Source organism: Vibrio sp. KUL70, assembly GCF_059725515.1.
The window spans coordinates 2,429,995-2,451,776 of the sequence record NZ_AP045834.1 but is presented as its reverse complement, the minus strand read 5'-3'; the positions used below and the strand labels follow the sequence as shown (position 1 = coordinate 2,451,776).

21 protein-coding genes are annotated in these 21,782 nt (G+C 43.9%); 16 read left to right on the top strand and 5 right to left on the bottom strand.

What is annotated here, in order from left to right; genetic code table 11:
* The first annotated feature begins 26 nt into the window (after window positions 1-26).
* Both AC6I7V_RS10830 and deoD read left to right on the top strand, forming a co-directional pair.
* Entirely contained in the window at window positions 27-1,247 is a 1,221-nt protein-coding gene (locus tag AC6I7V_RS10830; RefSeq protein ID WP_498010870.1) for a phosphopentomutase, read from the top strand.
* A gap of 70 nt (window positions 1,248-1,317) precedes the next feature.
* Window positions 1,318-2,037, top strand: a complete 720-nt coding sequence (gene deoD / locus AC6I7V_RS10825; RefSeq protein WP_255230006.1) for a purine-nucleoside phosphorylase — start codon at window positions 1,318-1,320, stop codon at window positions 2,035-2,037.
* Window positions 2,038-2,133: 96 nt separating this feature from the next.
* Here deoD and AC6I7V_RS10820 read toward each other — a convergent pair whose 3' ends face one another.
* Window positions 2,134-2,748 (bottom strand): YtjB family periplasmic protein, encoded by a 615-nt coding sequence (locus AC6I7V_RS10820; RefSeq protein WP_255230007.1) that lies wholly within the window; start codon window positions 2,746-2,748, stop codon window positions 2,134-2,136.
* A 109-nt stretch (window positions 2,749-2,857) separates the two neighbouring features.
* Between AC6I7V_RS10820 and serB the strand changes: the two genes are divergently transcribed.
* Window positions 2,858-3,838, top strand: coding sequence for a phosphoserine phosphatase (gene serB / locus AC6I7V_RS10815; RefSeq protein WP_255230008.1), 981 nt, complete (start codon window positions 2,858-2,860; stop codon window positions 3,836-3,838).
* Window positions 3,839-3,922: 84 nt separating this feature from the next.
* Here serB and AC6I7V_RS10810 read toward each other — a convergent pair whose 3' ends face one another.
* Entirely contained in the window at window positions 3,923-6,271 is a 2,349-nt protein-coding gene (locus tag AC6I7V_RS10810) for a PilZ domain-containing protein (protein WP_255230009.1), read from the bottom strand.
* 161 nt (window positions 6,272-6,432) lie between these two features.
* Between AC6I7V_RS10810 and radA the strand changes: the two genes are divergently transcribed.
* Together radA and fusA are read left to right on the top strand one after the other, a co-directional pair.
* Window positions 6,433-7,812: a DNA repair protein RadA gene (gene radA / locus AC6I7V_RS10805; RefSeq protein ID WP_255230010.1), complete on the top strand. Its 1,380-nt coding sequence runs from the start codon at window positions 6,433-6,435 to the stop codon at window positions 7,810-7,812.
* Window positions 7,813-8,048: 236 nt separating this feature from the next.
* On the top strand, window positions 8,049-10,136 hold the full coding sequence (gene fusA, locus AC6I7V_RS10800; RefSeq protein WP_255230011.1) for an elongation factor G: 2,088 nt from the start codon (window positions 8,049-8,051) through the stop codon (window positions 10,134-10,136).
* A 195-nt stretch (window positions 10,137-10,331) separates the two neighbouring features.
* Here fusA and AC6I7V_RS10795 read toward each other — a convergent pair whose 3' ends face one another.
* The 3 genes from AC6I7V_RS10795 to AC6I7V_RS10785 all read right to left on the bottom strand — a co-directional run bounded on the left by AC6I7V_RS10795 (window position 10,332) and on the right by AC6I7V_RS10785 (window position 13,314).
* The gene (locus AC6I7V_RS10795) at window positions 10,332-10,544 is read right to left on the bottom strand and encodes a VF530 family protein (protein ID WP_255230012.1); all 213 of its coding nucleotides are present in this window, start codon (window positions 10,542-10,544) and stop codon (window positions 10,332-10,334) included.
* 258 nt (window positions 10,545-10,802) lie between these two features.
* Window positions 10,803-12,491: an AMP-binding protein gene (locus tag AC6I7V_RS10790; protein WP_498010869.1), complete on the bottom strand. Its 1,689-nt coding sequence runs from the start codon at window positions 12,489-12,491 to the stop codon at window positions 10,803-10,805.
* A 91-nt stretch (window positions 12,492-12,582) separates the two neighbouring features.
* Complete coding sequence (locus tag AC6I7V_RS10785) at window positions 12,583-13,314, bottom strand: helix-turn-helix domain-containing protein (protein WP_498010867.1); 732 nt, start codon at window positions 13,312-13,314, stop codon at window positions 12,583-12,585.
* 194 nt (window positions 13,315-13,508) lie between these two features.
* Between AC6I7V_RS10785 and AC6I7V_RS10780 the strand changes: the two genes are divergently transcribed.
* From AC6I7V_RS10780 to AC6I7V_RS10730, 11 genes are read left to right on the top strand one after another with little or no spacing between them, the layout of a single operon-like run.
* Window positions 13,509-13,697, top strand: coding sequence for a Flp family type IVb pilin (locus AC6I7V_RS10780; protein ID WP_150869199.1), 189 nt, complete (start codon window positions 13,509-13,511; stop codon window positions 13,695-13,697).
* Between the two features lie 12 nt (window positions 13,698-13,709).
* Window positions 13,710-13,847, top strand: coding sequence for a hypothetical protein (locus AC6I7V_RS10775; RefSeq protein WP_255231830.1), 138 nt, complete (start codon window positions 13,710-13,712; stop codon window positions 13,845-13,847).
* Window positions 13,848-13,854: 7 nt separating this feature from the next.
* Window positions 13,855-14,385 (top strand): A24 family peptidase, encoded by a 531-nt coding sequence (locus tag AC6I7V_RS10770; protein WP_498010865.1) that lies wholly within the window; start codon window positions 13,855-13,857, stop codon window positions 14,383-14,385.
* Between the two features lie 37 nt (window positions 14,386-14,422).
* Window positions 14,423-15,772, top strand: a complete 1,350-nt coding sequence (locus AC6I7V_RS10765) for a DUF8689 domain-containing protein (protein ID WP_498010864.1) — start codon at window positions 14,423-14,425, stop codon at window positions 15,770-15,772.
* Entirely contained in the window at window positions 15,765-16,514 is a 750-nt protein-coding gene (cpaB, locus tag AC6I7V_RS10760; RefSeq protein ID WP_255230019.1) for a Flp pilus assembly protein CpaB, read from the top strand. The genes AC6I7V_RS10765 and cpaB overlap by 8 nt, the downstream gene beginning before the upstream one ends.
* 8 nt (window positions 16,515-16,522) lie before the next feature.
* Window positions 16,523-17,980 carry a type II and III secretion system protein family protein gene (locus AC6I7V_RS10755; RefSeq protein ID WP_498010863.1) on the top strand — a complete coding sequence of 486 codons (1,458 nt, stop codon included), beginning with the start codon at window positions 16,523-16,525 and terminating at the stop codon, window positions 17,978-17,980.
* Window positions 17,981-17,990: 10 nt separating this feature from the next.
* Window positions 17,991-18,242, top strand: coding sequence for a hypothetical protein (locus tag AC6I7V_RS10750; RefSeq protein WP_255230021.1), 252 nt, complete (start codon window positions 17,991-17,993; stop codon window positions 18,240-18,242).
* A 17-nt stretch (window positions 18,243-18,259) separates the two neighbouring features.
* Window positions 18,260-19,531, top strand: a complete 1,272-nt coding sequence (locus tag AC6I7V_RS10745; RefSeq protein ID WP_255230022.1) for a Tad domain-containing protein — start codon at window positions 18,260-18,262, stop codon at window positions 19,529-19,531.
* Between the two features lie 2 nt (window positions 19,532-19,533).
* Window positions 19,534-19,962 carry a TadE/TadG family type IV pilus assembly protein gene (locus tag AC6I7V_RS10740; protein WP_498010862.1) on the top strand — a complete coding sequence of 143 codons (429 nt, stop codon included), beginning with the start codon at window positions 19,534-19,536 and terminating at the stop codon, window positions 19,960-19,962.
* Window positions 19,962-20,465, top strand: coding sequence for a TadE/TadG family type IV pilus assembly protein (locus AC6I7V_RS10735; RefSeq protein ID WP_255230024.1), 504 nt, complete (start codon window positions 19,962-19,964; stop codon window positions 20,463-20,465). The genes AC6I7V_RS10740 and AC6I7V_RS10735 overlap by 1 nt, the downstream gene beginning before the upstream one ends.
* Before the next feature lie 10 nt (window positions 20,466-20,475).
* Complete coding sequence (locus tag AC6I7V_RS10730) at window positions 20,476-21,690, top strand: AAA family ATPase (protein ID WP_255230025.1); 1,215 nt, start codon at window positions 20,476-20,478, stop codon at window positions 21,688-21,690.
* Window positions 21,691-21,782: the final 92 nt, after the last annotated feature.

Here is a 21,782-nt window from a genome sequence, read left to right as displayed (position 1 = left end):
TAATGAGCGGGCTAAAGGAAATAGCAATGAAAAGAGCATTTATTTTAGTCTTAGACTCATTTGGTATTGGCGCAACGGCTGATGCTGAGAAATTTGGTGATGTAGGTTCAGACACTATGGGTCACATCGCGGATCAGTGTGACAAAGGCTTAGCGGATAACGCTGACCGTAAAGGCCCACTGACTCTGCCAAACCTATCTAAACTGGGCCTTGCGATGGCTCATAAAGAGTCAACAGGTCGTTTTGCTCCTGGTATGGATGCAGACGCTGAAATCATCGGTGCTTACGGTCACGCAGCTGAGCTGTCTTCTGGTAAAGATACACCGTCAGGTCACTGGGAAATTGCGGGCGTTCCTGTTCTTTTTGATTGGGGTTACTTCACTGATAAAGAGAACAGTTTCCCTAAAGAGCTGACTGACCGCATTCTAGAGCGTGCTGGCCTATCTGGTTTCCTAGGTAACTGTCACGCATCGGGTACTCAAGTACTGGACGATCTAGGTGAAGAGCACATGAAGACAGGTCTACCTATCTTCTACACATCGGCAGATTCCGTATTCCAGATCGCATGTCATGAAGAGACATTTGGTCTGCAAAATCTGCTAGATCTTTGTCAGATCGCGCGTGAAGAGCTAGAAGATTACAACATCGGCCGTGTTATCGCGCGTCCTTTCGTTGGTGCGGGTAAAGGTCAGTTTGAGCGTACCGGTAACCGTCGCGATCTATCTGTTGAGCCGCCATCAGCAACGATCCTGCAAAAACTGGTTGAAGAGAAAAACGGTGAGGTTCACTCAATCGGTAAGATCTCTGATATCTACGCAGGCTGTGGTATCACTAAGAAGACTAAAGCGACAGGTATTCCTGACCTATTTGAAGCAACCAAAGACGCGATCAAAGAAGCGGGTGACAACACGATTGTGTTCACTAACTTTGTAGATTTCGACTCTGCTTACGGTCACCGTCGTGACGTAGCGGGTTACGCAGCAGCGCTTGAGTACTTCGATGGTCGTCTTCACGAAGTTATGGATATGATGCAAGAAGATGACATCTTGATCCTAACCGCTGACCACGGTTGTGATCCAACATGGCCGGGTTCTGATCACACTCGTGAGCACATTCCAGTGATCGTTTACGGTAAGAATGTTCCTGTTGGCTCATTAGGTCGTCGTGATACGTTCGCCGATATCGGCCAAACGCTAGCTACATACTTTGGTACGTCGCCAATGGGTTATGGCACAAGCTTTTTGTAATTTTTAAGTATACTGAGGAGAGAGGGTAGCCTCTCTCTTCTTTTTTGTTTTGAGATAAAGGATATTTTCAATGGCAACTCCACATATTAATGCTGAAATGGGCGCATTCGCAGACGTTGTTCTTATGCCGGGTGACCCGCTACGTGCTAAATACATTGCTGAAACATTCCTAGATGATGTTGTTCAGGTGTGTGATGTTCGCAACATGTTTGGTTACACAGGTACTTACAAAGGTCGTAAGATCTCTGTTATGGGCCACGGCATGGGCATTCCATCGTGCTCTATCTACGCGACAGAGCTTATTAAAGACTTCGGCGTGAAGAAAATCATCCGTGTTGGCAGCTGTGGTGCGGTTAGCGAAGATATTAAAGTGCGCGACGTTGTTATCGGCATGGGCGCTTGTACAGATTCAAAAGTGAACCGTATTCGCTTTAAAGGTCATGACTTTGCTGCCATTGCTGACTACAAAATGGTTCGTGCAGCTGAAGACGCGGCAAAAGCGCGCGGTGTTGACGTAAAAGTCGGTAACCTATTCTCAGCTGAGCTGTTCTACACACCAGATCCAGAAATGTTCGATGTGATGGACAAGTACGGCATCGTTGGTGTTGAGATGGAAGCGGCTGGTATCTACGGTGTGTGTGCTGAATACGGCGCGAAAGCACTAACTATCTGTACTGTTTCAGACCACATTAAAACAGGTGAGCAAACCACATCTGATGAGCGTCAAACGACTTTCAACGACATGATGGTGATTGCACTAGACTCTGTTCTACTGGGTGACGACGAGTAATCGAAAGCCTCAGTATGCTTTGAGCTGAATGAAAAAAGCCCCTACAGTCTCGACTGTTGGGGCTTTTTATTGCGTGGTTGTATTGGAGTTTGCTTACTAAGAGCTAACATTCTTAAGTAGCAGGTTCTCGCCTGATTTGGATTTACCACGTCTAAGGATCAACAGAATAAACAGCACGCCACTGACAAATCCCATCACTACCATACCAATCATATAGCGGTCACTCTTGCGGTAATGGTGATCTGAGATAGCCGTTACTCGACCTGTCTCAAACGTTACTCGGATAAAACCAATGATGGTGTTTTCTGGTGAGTAGATAGGTTCCACTAACTGCTGTTTTCCGATACTGGCCGTGGAAAGTGGTGTGTCTAACCCAAGTACTTCACGGACCGTCAGTGCCTTTTCACTTGATGCCAAACGAATGCCTTCAGCGTTGTAGATTGTGGTATCAAAAACCAATCGGTCTTGAGATAGCTGATTGGCGAGATCTAACAGGCGCTCTTGATCTTGTTGAATGATCATTTTGCTTGCAGATAGCGATGCTTGTGAGATTAGAACCTTGGTTAGAGTCTCGAGCTGCTTGGCTTGAATTTTCTCATTACCTTTACTGATCACCACGGTGTTTTTGATGGTGACCACCAACATAGCGGCTAATAAAATAAGCGCTAGGATACGCAGTGCATTACGTAATGAGAACAGCGATTCATTCATGATTCATCTCGTCTGAAATAAACAAATGTTATGATTAAGGTATATTGAGACTTGCACATGTAAATTGCAATAGGTTAACGTCTAGCTAAGTTAATTAGGAATCATACACATGGACGCACAGAAACTCTTGCCTATCAAAAGGCATACTACGCTGCTCACTCGACTTCCAGAGACGCGATTCGCTTCTCAACTGGCGAAGTCAAAGGCAAACTGGATCGTATTTGGTGAGTACCTTTCTCCCCAAGCCTTCGACGACATCGACTTTTTTACAGGCTTCTACAACACTATTCTCGACACTTGGAAAGTAGGCAAATACGAAGTTGCTCTTATGTCTGGGCAGCTTACCCCTGCGCATGAAGAGATCTTACAAGGATTAAAACTCGATTACGCTTGCTTAAGTGAGGTTCCAGATTTGTCGAAGCCGGGTTTGATTGTGATGGATATGGACTCCACGGCGATTCAAATTGAATGTATCGACGAGATTGCAAAATTAGCGGGTGTGGGTGAACTGGTATCTGACATTACAGAGCGCGCAATGCAGGGGGAACTCGATTTTGAGCAGAGCCTTCGTCAGCGTGTCGGTGCACTGAAAGATGCCGATGAAGCTATCTTAGAGCAAGTGCGCAGTACACTACCATTCATGCCAGATTTGGTAGAGTTGGTGAACACACTGAATAAGCTAGGTTGGAAAACTGCAATAGCATCGGGCGGCTTTACCTACTTCTCGGACTATCTTAAAGACACCTTAAATCTCGATTACGCGCAATCTAACACCTTGGAAATCGTCGATGGTAAGTTGACAGGGCAAGTGTTGGGCGATGTTGTATCAGCACAAACCAAAGCCGACATTCTGATAGAGCTAGCTGAAGAGCATGAGATTGAGCTGCACAATACAGTGGCTGTTGGGGATGGTGCCAACGACTTAGTGATGATGAAAGCGGCAGGCTTGGGTATTGCCTATCATGCGAAACCGAAAGTGGAGCAGCAGGCTCAATCGGCTGTTCGTTATTCAGGTTTGGGTGGCGTGCTATGTATTCTTTCTGGTGTATTGGCTAAGCATCAAAAAATCAGCTGGCAAGTGAAACCATAGTATCCTTGTTTATAGATAGAAAAAGCAGGCCTTAGAGCCTGCTTTTTTAATGGGTTTTGCTAATAGTTGAATGATGTAATTCGGCTACTTGGTCAACTCGAGTCTGATTAGCACTTCATCTGTGATATCACACATTTCGCCGTAGCCAATAAAGGCCGTCACTTCATTTTCGAGTTTCTTCGCTTGATACATGCTTATACGAGCAATGCTCTCTAAATCGGATTGGAACAGGCTGGTTAATGGATCAAAAATCGGTGCTGTTGATACTCGTAAAACGTAGAGCTCACCCATGTGCTGAGCCTTTTTGATAAACATAATCCGTTCTTTAACCGATTTGAACTCTCGACTTAGCTTAGTGTGTACCGACTGAACCTTGTCACCAAACTTAATGGCGGCCACGTACACATCATGATGCTTCGGACCTGCCCCTTTTATTTTCTTCAGTGGATCTGCTAGCAGGGTATTACTGTGTCCTTTAAAAATCGGCTCTAAAGATAACTTATGATTGTGTCCAAGTTTTGCCAATAAGCTTAAGTAGCCATTAAGAGGGAAGTTAACCCCAATGATCTTGCAACGTAGCTTTGAGCTTGGCTTATCGATAAAGATCGGATTACTGACTATTTTACTCAACAAAACATTATGGAGAGACTCCAACAGTGAGTGAGTGGGCAGTATCTCTTGCTTTTTGATCAGTTTATTTTGGTTATGCTCAATGAGACCATTAAGGAAAGCCACGGTGCGCATGGTTTTGCCCGTTTCATCGATCGCCAACTGAACATTTTTTCCATTTGGGCTAACGCGGATCACTCGGTAAGGTACTGCACTCAGAGGCAGCTTCTTATCATAGAGTTGAAGCTCATTGAAGTTGATGGTAACAGGATCGTCGATCTTCAGTATCAGTGGCTGCTCTAATGCGACGCTTAAGCCACGCTTGGAAAGATCCAGAGTATGACCGTTCGCTGCTGCACCATCGCCTGCTGTGATCTGCAGTGGTGACTTAAACTGATAGCGTGGCTCTTTGCGGCGAGATTGAGAATCAAAGTAGATGCTCTGAATATTACCCACAACGGCGCGTGCATGGCGGAACTTATTCAGCTCACTGCTGGCAATACGTGGTTTTTCTGTAAGTAGGTAGTCGTCTGCACTGTCATCCGCACCTATCTCTTGCAAGATGCCACAGTGTGTTAATTGCTCAGAGCTTCTTGCGAGATCTTTCGAGTGCTGCGCTAGCGATTTACGTTCTTCTTCGGACAGTTCAAAAACAGAGAATTTAAAGGTTTTCCAGCTCACTCTTTTAGCACCAATATGCCAGAACAGCTGACGTTGTTCTCTGGTTGCCTCTGGCAGCATCATTGAGTAGAACAGCGTCTTATTTTGGTGCTCGTGAGTAAACGAGTAGATAACATTGCTCGTCCCTTTTACACCAGGCTTAGCTAATTGGCTCATACGCTGTTCATTAAATAGCGTCCCTAAAGCTTGTTGGTTCCGCTCATCATGCCAGTACTGCCAAAGAGGGAGATTGTTATCAGTCAGCAGAGCCAGTTTGAGTTCACTGCCGCTAAAAAAGAGGGGCAGGTTACAGGTGTGCTTGAGGTATGTATGCTCGATCCCGCGAGTTCGGGTGCGAATAATGCGATCTTGGTTCTCGTGCTGAGTTTTCTTGCTGTTGCTGTTTAATGACTCTTCGATTAAGCGACTGACAACATTACTATCACATACACGTATTGTTCGTAAAAACTTAACCGCATTGTTCTCAAAAGAGTCGTCGATACCAAGAATACGATACTCAATGGTTTTATCAACTTCAGGTTCTTTTGACTTTTCAACCAACTCAGTGAATTTGACGCCAATGACTTCACCAAGACTATATTTGAAGGCGCTCGGCACTTTAAACTTTCCGCCTGATGGTGATATATCCACTGTCACACCATACAGCACTTGGCCCTTTGAGGTTGTTATTTCAACTTGAGACGCAACTTTTAGACGGTTCTCTTGACGTTTCAAATCGTAACCCAGGTTAATAGCTTCCGCTTCATAGGGGCTATTGGCACTGGTAATGCCGTTATCTTCTTGCTGAGCGGTATTGATTTGATTATTGACAGGTTGAGTTCTCGGAGACATCACCATCTCCCAAACTCCCTCAGTATAGCCGCGAAACTTTTTAGTGCCTCGCTGATAGGCGTTGAGCGCGATATCATCAAGCCAGTGTTTACGTCCGTCTAGGGTAAACTGGTGACACTCATTGTCGATACGGCCTCGTAAATCGATACTCTTGGTGCATGGCGCCATGATACGATTCAGTTCCATTTTAACGAGCAATTTCAGAGACGGGGATTCACCCTCTGTCATTTGTGATAGAAGGAAGTCGAAATCCTCAGCGTGATAGGCTGGGATGAGTCGCTCTGCTATAGATAGAATTTCAGATTGCTGCATACTTTTATTGTTAGAATGGATAGTGCACTTATGTTATCGACTAGTTTTAATCGATCTTTAAGTATAACTGGTACGACTGCAACGATTATTTTAATCCGCACGGTCAACAACACCGTAATTTGACAACATCATCGTGTAACAAGGTAAATTATTGAGGTTTTATGGCTAAGGCAAAACGAGCTTATGTATGTAATGACTGTGGCGCAGACTTTCCGCGCTGGCAGGGGCAATGTAATGCATGCGGAGCTTGGAACACAATCACAGAGGTAAGGCTCGCTGCATCACCTCAAGTTGCACGTAATGAGAGACTCACCGGTTACGCAGGCAGCGCAACGGAATCGAGTGTTCAAACCCTTTCAGAGATCGATCTGCAAGAAGTACCGAGATTTAGTAGTGGCTTTAAAGAGCTCGATCGCGTTCTTGGCGGCGGTGTGGTTCCTGGTGCTGCGATTCTTATCGGTGGTAACCCAGGAGCTGGTAAGTCGACGCTACTGTTACAGACGATGTGTCTACTCTCTTCACAGCTTCCCACTTTATATGTGACAGGTGAGGAATCGTTGCAGCAGGTGGCGATGCGCGCCTCGCGTTTAGGCTTGCCGAAAGATCATCTCAAAATGTTGTCTGAAACCAATGTCGATAAGATCTGTCAGGTAGCAGAAAAAGAGCAACCGAAGATCATGGTTATAGACTCGATTCAAGTTATGCATGTCGCCGATGTTCAGTCATCGCCAGGCAGTGTGGCTCAGGTACGTGAGTCAGCAACCGCACTGACTCGCTTTGCCAAGCAGAATAATGTCGCTATTTTCCTTGTTGGTCACGTAACTAAAGATGGCACGCTGGCAGGCCCTAAAGTGCTAGAGCATATTATTGACTGCTCGGTGCTGCTTGATGGCGGTACTGATAGTCGTTTTAGAACGCTGCGCAGCCATAAAAACCGTTTTGGTGCGGTAAATGAGCTTGGTGTGTTTGCAATGACGGGGCAAGGGCTTAAAGAAGTCTCGAACCCTTCGGCTATTTTCCTTTCTCGTGGTGAAGAAGAAACCTCGGGAAGCTCAGTGATGGTGGTTTGGGAAGGTACGCGTCCACTTCTCGTCGAGATTCAAGCTCTGGTGGATTATTCACAGTTGGCGAACCCTCGTCGTGTCGCTGTAGGCTTAGAGCAAAACCGCCTCTCTTTATTACTCGCCGTGCTGCATAAACATGGCGGACTGCAAATGGCCGACCAAGATGTGTTTGTGAATGTCGTCGGTGGTGTTAAAGTAACCGAAACCAGTGCTGACCTAGCATTAGTGATGGCACTGTTGTCTAGTTTTAGAGACAGAGCACTACCTAAAGATGTGGTCGTGTTTGGTGAAGTCGGTTTGGCCGGGGAGATTAGGCCGGTTCCAAGTGGACAAGAGCGTCTAAACGAAGCCTTCAAGCATGGCTTTAAAAAAGCGATCGTGCCGGCGGCCAACATGCCCAAGGGTGGTATTCCAGGGATGCAAATCCACGGGGTGAAAAAATTGTCAGAAGCAATTAGTGCTTTTGATGAGTTGTAATAAAGCTAAGTTAGGCTAATCTATACAGCAGCAAATCAAATTGGGTTTGCGAATCGTCTTTCTGCGAGCCCAATATTAAAATTGACAACCGTTTAGGTTGTTTCTACAGAGCACTTTTCCTTTCTGATTGTGGAAAGACAAAAGTTTTTTAGTCTCAAATGCATGCAAAGCTATCAGTCTTCACAGATTGTGATATACTCTGCGCGCATTTTATATCCTATTAACAGAGTAAGACAATGGCAGATTTATCGAAATACAGAAACATTGGTATTTTCGCGCACGTTGATGCGGGTAAAACAACTACCACTGAGCGTATCCTTAAGCTAACTGGTCAAATCCACAAGACTGGTGAAGTACATGACGGCGAATCAACGACTGACTTCATGGAACAGGAAGCTGAGCGCGGTATTACTATCCAATCAGCAGCTGTAAGCTGTTTCTGGAACGGTCACCGTCTAAACGTTATCGATACTCCTGGACACGTTGACTTCACAGTTGAAGTATACCGTTCTCTTAAAGTACTTGATGGCGGTATCGGTGTATTCTGTGGTTCTGGTGGTGTTGAACCTCAATCAGAAACTAACTGGCGCTACGCTAACGAATCAGAAGTATCTCGTCTGATCTTCGTTAACAAACTAGACCGTATGGGTGCTGACTTCTACCGCGTTGTTGACCAAGTTAAGAACGTTCTAGGCGCAACTCCTCTAGTAATGGTTCTACCAATCGGCCGCGAAGATGAATTCGTTGGTGTTGTAGACCTACTAAGCCGTAAAGCATACGTTTGGGATGACACAGGTCTTCCTGAAAACTACGAAATCACTGATGTTCCTGCGGACATGGTTGATGACGTTGAGCAATACCGTGAAGAGCTAATCGAAACTGCTGTAGAGCAAGACGATGACCTAATGGAAGCGTACATGGAAGGTGAAGAGCCTTCTATCGAAGACATCAAGCGTTGTATCCGTAAAGGTACTCGTGATATCGCATTCTTCCCTACGTTCTGTGGTTCTGCATTCAAGAACAAAGGTATGCAACTTATCCTTGATGCTGTAGTAGATTACCTACCAGCTCCAACTGAAGTTGATCCTCAGCCTCTAACAGACAAAGAAACTGGTGAGCCAACTGGTGAAGTTGCTACAGTATCTGCTGATGAGCCGCTACGTGCTCTTGCATTTAAGATCATGGACGACCGTTTCGGTGCACTAACGTTCATCCGTATCTACTCTGGTCGCATGAAGAAGGGTGATACAATCCTTAACTCTGCAACTGGTAAAACTGAGCGTATCGGCCGTATGGTTGAGATGCAAGCTGATGAGCGTAACGAGCTAACTGAAGCACAAGCTGGTGACATCATCGCTGTTGTTGGTATGAAGAACGTTCAAACTGGTCACACTCTATGTGATGTTAAGCACGAATGTACTCTAGAGCCAATGATCTTCCCAACACCAGTAATCTCTATCGCTGTATCTCCAAAAGATAAAGGCGGTTCTGAGAAAATGGGTATCGCGATCGGTAAAATGGTTGCAGAAGATCCATCTTTCCAAGTTGAGACTGACGAAGAAACTGGCGAAACTATCCTGAAAGGTATGGGTGAACTTCACCTAGACATCAAGGTAGATATCCTTAAGCGTACATACGGTGTTGACCTTGTAGTAGGTGCTCCTCAAGTAGCTTACCGTGAAACAATCACGAAAGCTGTTGAAGATAGCTACACTCACAAGAAGCAATCTGGTGGTTCTGGTCAATTCGGTAAGATCGATTACCGTATCAAACCAGGCGAAGCTGGTTCTGGCTTCACTTTCTCTTCAACTGTTGTTGGTGGTAACGTTCCTAAGGAATTCTGGCCTGCAGTTGAGAAAGGTTTCGCATCTATGATGGAAAACGGTGTTCTTGCTGGCTTCCCAACTCTAGATGTTGAAGTAGAACTATTCGACGGTGGCTTCCACGCAGTTGACTCATCTGCAATCGCATTTGAAATCGCAGCGAAAGGCGCATTCCGTCAATCTATGCCTAAAGCGGGTGCACAACTTCTTGAGCCAATCATGAACGTTGACGTATTCACTCCAGAAGATCACGTTGGTGATGTAATCGGTGACCTTAACCGTCGTCGTGGTATGATCAAAGACCAACAAGCTGGCGCTACTGGCGTACGTATTAAAGCTGACGTACCACTATCAGAAATGTTCGGTTACATCGGTCACCTACGTACTATTACTTCAGGCCGTGGTCAATTCTCTATGGAATTCCTACAGTACTCTCCATGTCCAGCTAACGTGGCAGAAGAAGTAATCGCAAAAGCTAAAGAAGACAAAGAAAACAAGTAATTGTTTTTAGAATCTAATTAGTTTTAAAGCCCCGCAAGTGAAAGCTTGCGGGGCTTTTGTTGTGTGGGGTTTATTATGCGAGATGCGAGATGCGAGATGCGAGATGCGAGATTGATGTGGCCCCTAAAAAGTAGACACAGGGGGTAATCCCCGCGAAATAACTACGGGGAATTAGAGTGATTTAGGTAGTGAACATTAGCGTTTTAAATCGATATAGATTTGCTCTACTTTAGTTCGAGCCCATTCCGTTTTGCGCAGAAACTTTAAGCTCGACTTGATGCTTGGGTCTTTTTTGAAGCAGTTAATGTTAACCATGTAACTCAACTCTTCCCACCCATAGTGGTCCACTAGTTCAGTGAGTAGCTTTTGTAAAGTAATGCCATGTAGTGGGTTGTTTGCTTGTGTCATGATACGTCCGATAAGTATTTTTCGTCAGTATAGCAGCTTAGTCATCCGAGTTTCCGGGCCATTTCAATGAGAAGTCGGTATCAATGATGTTGAGTGTTGATTGGGATTTTTGTTGATTCTTCTCACGCCATCTTGAGGACAGGAGAGGAAAGCGTTTTGGGAATAAGGGAGTTAGAAAGCGTAACTCAAGTGGTTACCTGAGTTACGCTTGTCTATTCAAAAGCGCTTTTGATCAAAAAGAGTTTGGCTTAGGGCCGATTACTCTTCCCAAACGACAAGTTTGTCGCTCGGCCAGTTGTGGCCTATTTCGTGGTACTTCTGCTCGAGAACATGACGTTTGATCTTGAGTGTTGGAGTTAAGATCCCGTTTTCAATACTCCACGGCTCCTTAATCATAAGTACACCTTTGATCTTTTCATGAGAGCCTAATTGCGCGTTCATCTTATCGATCACTCGTTTTGTGGTTCTCTCATAGCGTGCACGATCGAAGTTAGGGAAGTCATGAGGAACAACCAGTAGGATAGGGCCTGGCAAGCCTAGACCGATTAGACACATCATCTCAACACGGCTGTATTCAAAGAGCTTTTTCTCAATAGGTACAGGAGCAACAAACTTCCCTTTCGCGGTTTTGAAGGTATCTTTTTTACGACCTTGGATCGTCAGGTAACCTTCGCTATCAATTGCTCCGATATCACCGGTGTGTAGCCAGCCTTCTTCATTGAATGACTCTTGTGTAGCGATATCATTTTTGTAGTAACCAGAGAACAGGCCTTTACTGCGTACTAAGATCTCGTCATCTTCAGCAATCTTGAGCTCAACACCCGGCCCCGCATTACCTACAGACCCAATTTTGTCCGCTCTGAATGGGTAGTTAAGGGTGCTGTAAGCGAAAGATTCTGTCATCCCCCAGGCTTCAGTGATGTGCAGACCTACGCTTTCGTACCAGTCCAGTAGAGCGGGAGACACGGGGGCAGAGCCACATCCAAGAACGCGTGCTTGATCCAATCCGAGACCATCAGCCAGTTTTTTCTTGATGAGTGAGTTAACAAACGGAATCTTTAGAAGAATATTTAGTTTCTTCTGAGGCAATTTGTCTTGAATACGCTGCTGGAAGAGAGTCCAGAGTCTTGGCACGGAGATGAATAGAGTCGGTCTGTGCATCTTAACGTCTTCGATGAAAGTATCGAGTGATTCTGGGAAAGCGGTTGGTACGCCACCCATGATAGACGAGCCAAAAATGTATACACGCTCAGTAATGTGAGCCAAAGGCAGATAAGAAAACAGGCGGTCGTTTTTCTCGATCCCAATATGGTCGATCAGACGCTGAACCGACCAAGTGAAAGCGCCATAAGTCAACATCGCGCCCTTTGGTTGCCCCGACGTCCCTGATGTATAGACCAGTGACATAAGTTTGTCGTCGTGATGCACTGGGCGTTTTGAAGAGGGGGTGCTGTTGTCGATGAGATCATTAAATGCGTATTGGCACTTTGCTGCGGTGTCATAAGGCAGAGCGATACTAATCAGCTCCGGATTATCATCGAGCACCTGCTGAGTAGCGGCAGGATCATCGAGTTTACCTGCTATAACGATTTTACTTTCACTGTGCTCAATGCAGTAAGCGATGGTGTCTGCTCCAGCGGTGGGAAAGATCGGAACACTGACAAAATCGCCCAGCATCATGGCTAAGTCGGTAATGAACCACTCGGCACAGTTTTTTGATACCAGGGCAATTCTATCGCCCGCCTTGGCACCGAGCTCCTCAAGTGCAGTAACCAATTTGAGTGCTTTATCTGCCACCTCTTTATAAGTGTACTCGACAAACTGACGGTTGATGATCTGTTTTAGATAGACCTCATTTGGGCGCTCCTCTGCCCATTTTAAAATCATTTCATTTGGTGTAGGGAGAGCTTGGTTTTGGTCTTGGCTAAACTCGTTAGGCTGAATCATTGTCTAACTCCATGTTTTTCGCTAAGTTATTATTGTTAAAATTATGTTAAACATAGCACGTAACTTATCTTTTAGGGAGTAAAATTAGCGTTTATTTGTCATCTATGCAGGCTCGCCTATAACTTGCTGGTGTGACCCCTGTTCTCTTCTTAAAAATTCGCGAAAAATAAGACACATCTTTGTAGCCACATTGATAAGCGATGACTGCAATCTTGGAGTCCGTATCTCTTTGCATGATCTCCTTGGCAAGCAAAATTCGCTTATCGCAAACGAAGTCTCGAAAGCAAACCCCAAAATACCGATGAAACTTTTTGGAAAAGTAGCTGGTAGAGCAGTGGCACATCTCAGCAAGATCCGATTCTCTTATATCGGTAGTAAGGTGGTTAAAGATGTATTCAGAGACTTGTGTCAGAAACAAAGTACCGCTATCTCTCTCTCGATAGTGACTTTCAATGTGGCAATGCGTATTGAATAAGTGGTCTGTCTTAATTTTGAGAAACTCAAGTTCACTTGTGAGACCAATCTCACTTACATTGACAATATCAATCAGACTTTTCTTATACTTAATTACATTATCTATAGAGCAGTTTGATATAACAATAATCTTCTTATTTAGGTTTTCACAAATAGAAATAGCCATGTTAAGTAGTTGATAATTTTTAGCGTCGTTAATTATAAAAAACACCAACCTCACTTCTAACTTACTGATAATAGAGATGTCTTGCCCAAAGGTTGTAATAGAAAAAAAACGCTCAATTTTCTTTATAATTATCGAATTAATTCTACTCTGCTTATCAAATAATAGAGGTGTAAATAAGTGCATAATCATATGCCTCAAGTTTCATTTGTTAATCATTATCGAAAGTAGGCGCATGGAGCCTCTATATTAAATAGATTAGAAAGAGAACAAAAAAGTACAAGTGATAAGAAAAAAAATCCTAACTCAATACCATCTTTGCCTCTAGATTTACCTTACAGGTTAGCAAAACCTGCTTTGAGAATAATGGAGATAAGATCATGGATAAATTAATGATTGATATTAAAAATTTCTTTAATGACGAGGAAGGGTTAACTGTAGTCGAATATGTTATCGGTGCGGCTATGCTCGTTTTCGGATTGACAACAATATTTTCTGGTATCGGTACAGTTCTTGCGAATAAATTGAGTGCAATTATTGGGGCGATTAGTACGACATCAGCGCCATAGAGTGAGTTGACAGTGAAGAGACAAGCGGGTCTTGCGACGGCAGAGTATGTCATTGGTGCATCCTTGTTGGTATTTGCGATATGGATGGTGATGTCTGGTGGTTCTACTGCCTTAATTAGTAAGTTAACGACTATTATGTCGGTATTGTAGACGATTTATGATTGACGATTTTCTTCCGTTTTGGATCGTTCTTTTGATAGTAGCGGTATGCGATGTATCTCAGCATCGCATACCCAATCGACTGCTACTATTAATGGTATTGTTGTTTTCCTTACAGTTATCGATTCAATTTTCATTTGAGCAGCTAAGAATATCTTTGGCTGGTGGTTTAGCGATGTTTTCATTTGGGTTGCTCTTATACTTTGTTAGAGCAATGTCTGCTGGAGATGTAAAGCTATTGGGGGTTATTGGTCTCTATGTCGGATGGGGTAATTTGCAGTCAGTAGCTTACTACATAACTATTTCAGCTGGCATTGTTGGTATTACTTATATTTTTCATCACTTTGCAAGCCATAACTGGTTGGGAATAAAGGGCTATTTTGAGCAAAAGGTTATTTCTGTGGCAAATATAAGCGCCAATTTGGAACATCCAGAAATTGGAAGTCATTCAAGATACAGAAATAAAGTGACCATGCCATTTGCACCTGCTGTTGTTATTGGCTTGGCAATGTATAGCTACTTTAATTGAAATGAAGTGAACAGTGAATAATATGGTGGGGTGATTTATGGATATTAGAGGTAGAAAACGGACATCGGATTTAAAACCTCAAATATCGGCTCCCTTAGTACCGACTTCGTCAGAGATGCTTGGTGTGCCTGATGTTGTCATTGAGAATCTTGTACTCAAGCACCTATCCGCATATCCAAAGTCAGACGTTTTGGATCTTTCCAACTATCTTTGTGTAGTCACTCATATTGTTGAGAATGCGCTTGCCGTTTTGCGAAAAAAATCTCTCATCGAAGTATTTCAGCCCAATGAGAATTTAGCTCTTAATACGCTTTCTCACAGCCATGTACGTTATTCGTTGTCGGAAAAAGGTTTAGAGGAGGCTGATTTGGCGTTCAAACGTGACGCGTATCTTGGTCCTGCTCCAGTGTCGTTAGATCAGTATAATGAGATTGTAAAAGCTCAGGATCTAAGAGCTCACCTGGTTTCTCGCCCTGACGTTGAAGCGGCTTTGGATGACGTTTATGGCGTTGAAAGTAAGGTACCTGTCTTAGGGCCTGCTATTAATTCTGGACGAGCACTACTTCTTTATGGACACGCAGGTACGGGTAAAACCTTTGTGGCATCAAGGATTGTAAATGCCCTGCGAACTTCAGTATTCATTCCTTACGCAGTTTACGCATTAGGCAACATCATCAAGGTGTTTTCAGCTCAGCATCATAAGCCAATTGATAATAATGGTAAGGATCGTTCAGTATCTTTGCTCGATCAATATGACAAGCGTTGGCTTAACTGTGAGCGACCAAATATTCAGGTTGGCGGTGAACTTACGATGGATATGCTGGAAGTTAACCATTCAGAAAACAGTCGGGTATGGTTAGCACCGCTGCAAATGATGGCTAACAACGGTATTTTCGTTATTGATGATTTGGGGCGTCAACCTATGCCCGTCGATGTGCTGTTAAATCGTTGGATTGTACCAATGGAGTACTTCTTTGATTACTTGTCATTACCGAATGGTCAGCAAATCACGATCCCTTTTATCTTAACGTTAGCCTTCTCTACTAACTTGGATCCCCAAAAAATCAGTGATCCAGCTTTTTTGCGTCGATTGGGCTACAAAATCGAGTTTGAGCCTTTATCACAAAAAGACTATCAAGCTTTATGGTTCGACACAGCTAAAGCTCAGGGTTTTGAAGTACCTGATAATACGATTGAACAGTTATATAAGCTTCATCGCATTCATGGCGTTAACTATTTTCCTTGCTTACCTAAAGATCTCGTCGGTATCAGTAAAGATATCGTTCTATTTGAACAGCTGCCGTTAATGATTACTCCAGAGATTCTGACCACAGCATGGAAGGTGTATTTCACTTCTGATGGACTCGAGGAAGAGAACAATGAGTAAAAGCCAAATATTTCTTCTATTTTTACTGTCCGTAGTATTCGGTTTAGCCGCTGTTTTTTTTGCTAAACAATGGATGGACAATCAAGTACAGCCAACCGTAGAAGTAGAGCAGGTTGAGCGTCATCCTGTGGTTGTTGCCTCACAAGAGATTGAGGCTGGAACGATTATCGAGGATCAATTCCTGACGACAAAACTGATGGAAGTGAGTTGGATTAACGAAAACAACTATTCCAACCCCGAAGAGCTAGTCGGTAAAGTGGTTGCCAATACCGTATATGCGGGAGAGGTCTTGCATAAGATGAGATTTACCGTACCCGGAGAGGGTTCAACTCTGGCTGCTTTGATTCCAGAAAATAAGCGAGCGGTGACGATTCGAGTCGATGATGTCATTGGCGTGGCCGGTTTCCTATTGCCCGGTAATAAAGTAGACATTCTTAATACTGTGTCATATGGAAAAAATTCTGCTGCGACTCGAACAGTGTTGAAAGACATTAAAGTGCTCGCTGTCGACCAAACAGCCAAAACCAAAGAGAACAGTCCTATTATTGTTCGTGCTGTGACACTGGAAGTGACCCCCAAAGATGCTGAGAAGTTACTCACGGCGAAAAGCAAAGGCAGTATTCAACTGACACTCAGAAACCCACATGAAGTAGACAAAAAAGTCGTGCAACGATACGTACCAAGACCAAGCGTTACTATCATCAAAGGTACGGAAACATCGAATGTTCGCGTCAAGGATTGAGGTGATTTATGAAAACAATAATAACATGTCTTATTGGTTTACTGTGTGTTTCGCTTTCTAGTTATGCTGCGATCCAAACAGGTAAAACGGTGACGGTGCCGCACCATAAGTCAACACACGTGAAGCTATCGGGCAAAGCGAGCAAAGTGTCTCTGGGTGATCCGGATGTCCTTGATATTGTCATGCTGAAATCAAATGAGCTGTTTCTGATAGGTAAGAAACTCGGCGCTACGAATTTAATGGCATGGGATTCTAGAGGGGTACTCATAGAGTCAATCAATATTGAAGTGACGCACGACTTAAATAGTCTGAAAGCTAAGTTATTTGAATTTTTGCCTAATGAGCAGATCGAAGTTCATAGTTCACAGAATCGTTTGTTATTGAGTGGGCAGGTCAGTAATCAACAGCAGATGAACATTGCAATGCGTATTGCCGAAACCTATGCAGCAGGGCAATCGGTGGATACATCGAATGCATCGGGTAGTGAAGTGACTGCTGCAACTGGTGTGATCAATTTGATGTCGATAGGTGGTGCGCAGCAGGTGATGTTAGAAGTCACGGTAGCGGAAGTTCAGCGGAGCTTAGTGAGAAAGTTTGACGCGAATTTCCATTTTTTCCAAAGCAGTGGCTCTAATTTTTCATGGGGTGGTGCGTCTGTTCCTGCCGGCATTGTTGGAGCTACACCTATTTTCGATATTCCTACTTCACAGGATTACGGCATTTTAGGGTCGTTTGTTGATGGCAATACATTGTTCAGCTTCGCATTAGATGTTGCCAAACAAAATGGTGTTGCCAAAGTGCTTGCAGAACCAAACTTAACCGCACTCAGTGGAGCAAAAGCCGAATTTTTAGCGGGTGGTGAGTTCCCTATTCCCGTTCCTGATGAAGACGGCATCACCATCGAGTACAAAGAGTACGGTGTTGGCTTAAAGTTCATTCCTACTGTTTTGAGCGATCAAAAAATCAACCTCAACCTTGCCGTTGATGTGAGTGAAATTGCAAATAGCAGCTCTCTCACCATTGAGCCGAGTTTGAGTAATGCGACTTACTTCATCCCACCAATTACTCGACGTAGCGCATCATCAACATTGGAATTAGCCGATGGACAAACCATAGGTATCGCAGGCCTGCTGAGTGAAAACGTGCGAGATGTCAGTAACAAGATGCCGGGGTTGGGAGAGGTCCCTGTATTGGGACAGCTATTTAATAGCCAAGAATTTGTATCAGGGGAAACTGAGTTGGTCATTTTAGTTACTCCGAGGTTGGCTAAGCCTATCGATAGAAATGCAGTTACCTTGCCGACGGATGCTTTTGTGAGCCCCAACGACCTTCAATATTACTTGCTTGGCCGAAGTGCTTACATTGTGGAGCCATCGGATGATGATGAACAAGCTCCTCGCCAATCAACACCTCAGACGATTCCAGTTGAAGGTGGAAGCGAAGGCTCATTTGGACACGAATTATAAGGAGATAGCTATGATTAAGATAATGATGGTTTGTCTCAGTGTAGGTTTGGTGGGGTGTGTGATGTCAGATGCACCTCTGGGTCACTCTGTAGCTCAGGTTAAAACAGAACAAATTTATAACCCAGATGCGACTCAAGAAAATTTGCTCGTAGTACCTGATGGTACAGGGGAGCGAATGCAGATTGGTTACGATCGGTATGTTGGTAAAGGAGAAGAAGCCTTATCTAGCAATAGTAGCCAAGTACTTCAAGAGTTTAATTAATATTTGGAGGTACTCATATGCTGTATCGAGTATCTAAAAGTCCTAAAAAGCAACAAGGTTTGGTGGTGATATTAGTCACCGTCGCACTGTTAGTTTTTTTGGCAGTCTCTGCACTTGCCGTCGATATTAATCATGCTTTGGTTAATAAAACACGACTGCAAAACGCAGTGGACTCTGCAGCTTTGGCTGCTGCGACAATACTAGACAATAGTAAAGATCAAACGGCTGTAAATACAGAGGTGAATACGGCGCTTTCGGCGATGGCAGGATCTGCAGGCAATCAGGAGATTGACTTTTCGACGGCGAATGTCTCGATAGAGTATTCCAATGATCCCCAAGATTTCTCTGGAACAGCAAGTTTTGGTGCTGATGATGACGTGTATGTTCGCGTTACCGTTTCCTCTCTCGATATGGAAGAATTCTTTATTCAAGCATTTGGTTTGGATAAAACGGTAGCTGCAAGCGCGGTGGCGGGGCCTAGTTCGGGTCAAAGGTTGATCAATAATGTTGTGCCTATCGGTGTCTGTATTGGGGATGGAACATTTGATAATGACGTTAATGAAGATGGCCTTGATGATGATACCGGTGAAGTGATTAACAGCGTGTTCGGTTATGAGCTTGGAACAGTGCATGCGTTGAAAGTTGGAGACAGTAACCTTTCTGAGATGGGAAATGGTAACTACCATTTACTCGATTTTGGTTCTGGTGGTAACACGATTAAGCATGCGCTTGGTGGCAGTTATGATTATCCAGTAGCAATAGGGGATGACATCGTTACAAAACCAGGCGGCACAGTGGGGCCAACAGGTGACGGTTTGAACACTCGCTTTGGTGACTACGGAGGTGGTTTATCTGCCTCAGATTATCCGTCCGATTACATCACGACAGAGCCAAACGATGATATTACGATTGACGGCAACTCGGGTGAGATAGATTTTGATGGCACCTATACCTACGCTGATTATGAAAGCGATACAAATGCTTGTATAGCAAGTGGTGGAACAGGGAGTGGTTGTGCAAATAACGGTGTGGCTTGGCGTAGAATCCTACCTATCCCAATGGTGGATTGTACCGGTAAAAGTGGCGGCGCTACCGAATTCACAGTCAATAAAATCGGTTGTTTTTTCTTGCTACAACGTGCCCCCACGAATAACAGTGGTACACAGGCTGTATTTGGTGAGTTCATTCACTCATGTACTGTGATTGGCGGTTCAGGCGGTGTCGACTCTACGACAGAAGGGGCGTATCGAATCGTGCTCTATGATGACCCTGATAGTGAGGAGTCGTAATCATGAAAGCGAACATGAAGTCCCAACAAGGCTGGGCTGCGGTAGAAGTGATCATCGCGACACCTGTGTTGCTTTTTTTCCTTGTACTGGTGCTGGAGGTGGGCAATTTACTGATTCATTACAATGTTATCTCAAAATCGGTACAGAATGGCGCTCGCTACGCGGTTAGCGAAGTTTATGGTACGAAAGGCGGTACTTTAGCTCCAACGTCTGAAATTCAGAATGTTGTTGTTTATGGTCAAAATACTTCTGGAAATGCTCTTTTGTCTAATCTGAGCACTTCCGATGTGACCGTAACTCTGCCCTCAACAGATAGCTACGTACGGATCAGTGTGAATTACAGTTATGTGCCCCACTTTATAGGCATTCCGTTCTCTAGCCAGGTCTTTTCGATACCGTTGCAAGTCTCTTCGGTAATGAGGGTATTGTGATGAACACGTTAACTAAACGTCACATGAAAGGGTTGGCGATTGTTGAATTCACATTAGTTTCTTGGTTTGTGTTTCTATTGATATTTCTGATCCTTGGTATCGGTGTCTATGTTTTTTCGTTGCAAATGGTTAGCGAAGCGACTCGAAAGTCGGCTCGACTTGCCACGGTATGTTGGGTGGAAGATAGAGATAACATTGCTGGAATGGTGGTCAAAGACATTCCATTGCTTGGATTCTCTGCTTCGAATATTGAAGTCGCGTACTTAGATGCAAGTGGGACAGAAATCACTTCGGGTTACACCACAAACCCTGGGTTTGGTGACATTAAGTTTGTTCGTGCAAGAGCTACGGGCTATGGAATACAGCTAATCAGTAACTTAAATTTCTTGGGCACTTCCGGGTATCTTACGGCTCCTGCGTTTGAAACGATCTTACCCGCAGAGAGTCTAGGTGTCATACGAGCAAATTCTAATATAAGGGCAAGGTGTCCAAAATTGCCATAGGAGTAGTGTTATGGGGGAAGCTATACCATTACCATCTAATGATAATGAGATCGCTAGGTTGAAGACAAATCTGAAGGTTTGGCTTATTTATCATAGTGAGAGTTTTCATGCCTATATGAGTCAAGAGCTGAAGAAATGTAGAAATCTATACACGCACTCTTTTTCTCTTTTGGGGATGAGCGAAGAGTACTTGCAGAGTCTTGATGCTCCAGATCTTATTTTTGTTGAAGCTGGTGGAGACTGGTCATTAAAGATGGCTGAACTACAGGGCTATAATCTCGCTTGGGAAGGCCACGATTTGTCTTTAGTTGTATTCGGAGATGAGAGCGATAACGCCTCGCTAAAAACAGCGCTCCGTTTAGGAGCCTCGGATTTCTTGTCTCACAGCGTCTCTATCGCTGGTCTGATTCCTTTATTGCAGAAAACATCATCGGACAAGTTGGCTAGCGCGAAACTTGGTGAACTGTTTCTGTTCCTCAATACCAAGGGCGGGATGGGCGCTACGACATTGGCTTTGAACACTGCGATAGAGATTGCAGAGCATCACCCTAATGAGGTGTTGTTGTTGGATATTGATCTGCAATTCGGTGTGATACCTGAGTATATGAATTTGCATCCGTCCTACAGTATTTCTGACGTTATCAATAACTCGAAAGATCTTGATGAAATCTCTTTAGGAACATTCGTTTGTAAGCATGAATCAGGTTTACATTTGTTGAGTTTCAAGCACGAAAACAACGCTGATGATTATGAACATGCCCTTAAAATCGGCAAGATGCTGCCTGTTCTTCGTCGTTACTATCCATACATTATTATCGATTTTTCTCGTGGATTAGACCATGTTTTTGCTTCAACGATATCCCCAGCGAATAAAGCTTTGTTGGTGATGCAACAGAACCTCGTCTCAATCAAAAACACGTCACGCTTAATTAAATCTTTGAAGTTTGAATATGGTCTGCAAACGGACGCTATCGAGATTGTCTTAAACCGTTATGACAAAAGACAGCCCATCAAGCTAAAAGATATCGAACAGACATTAGGAGCTCATGATATTCATATTATGCCTAATGACTTCAAGGTTGCTTTAGAGAGTGCAAATTTAGGTAAGCCATTTGTTCAAAGTAAGAAAAATAGCTCAATCACTCGCTCTATTGTTGAGTTGTCTAATTTCTTATCTCCTCATGAAGAAGAAAACAAAAGTTGGATTAAGCGACTATTCTCATAAAACGGCAGTGGCATACATAAGCGAGGGAGCGTTATGTTCTTTAAACGAAAAAATATTAACCCAGAGTTTGAAAAAAAAGCTGCAACTACGAC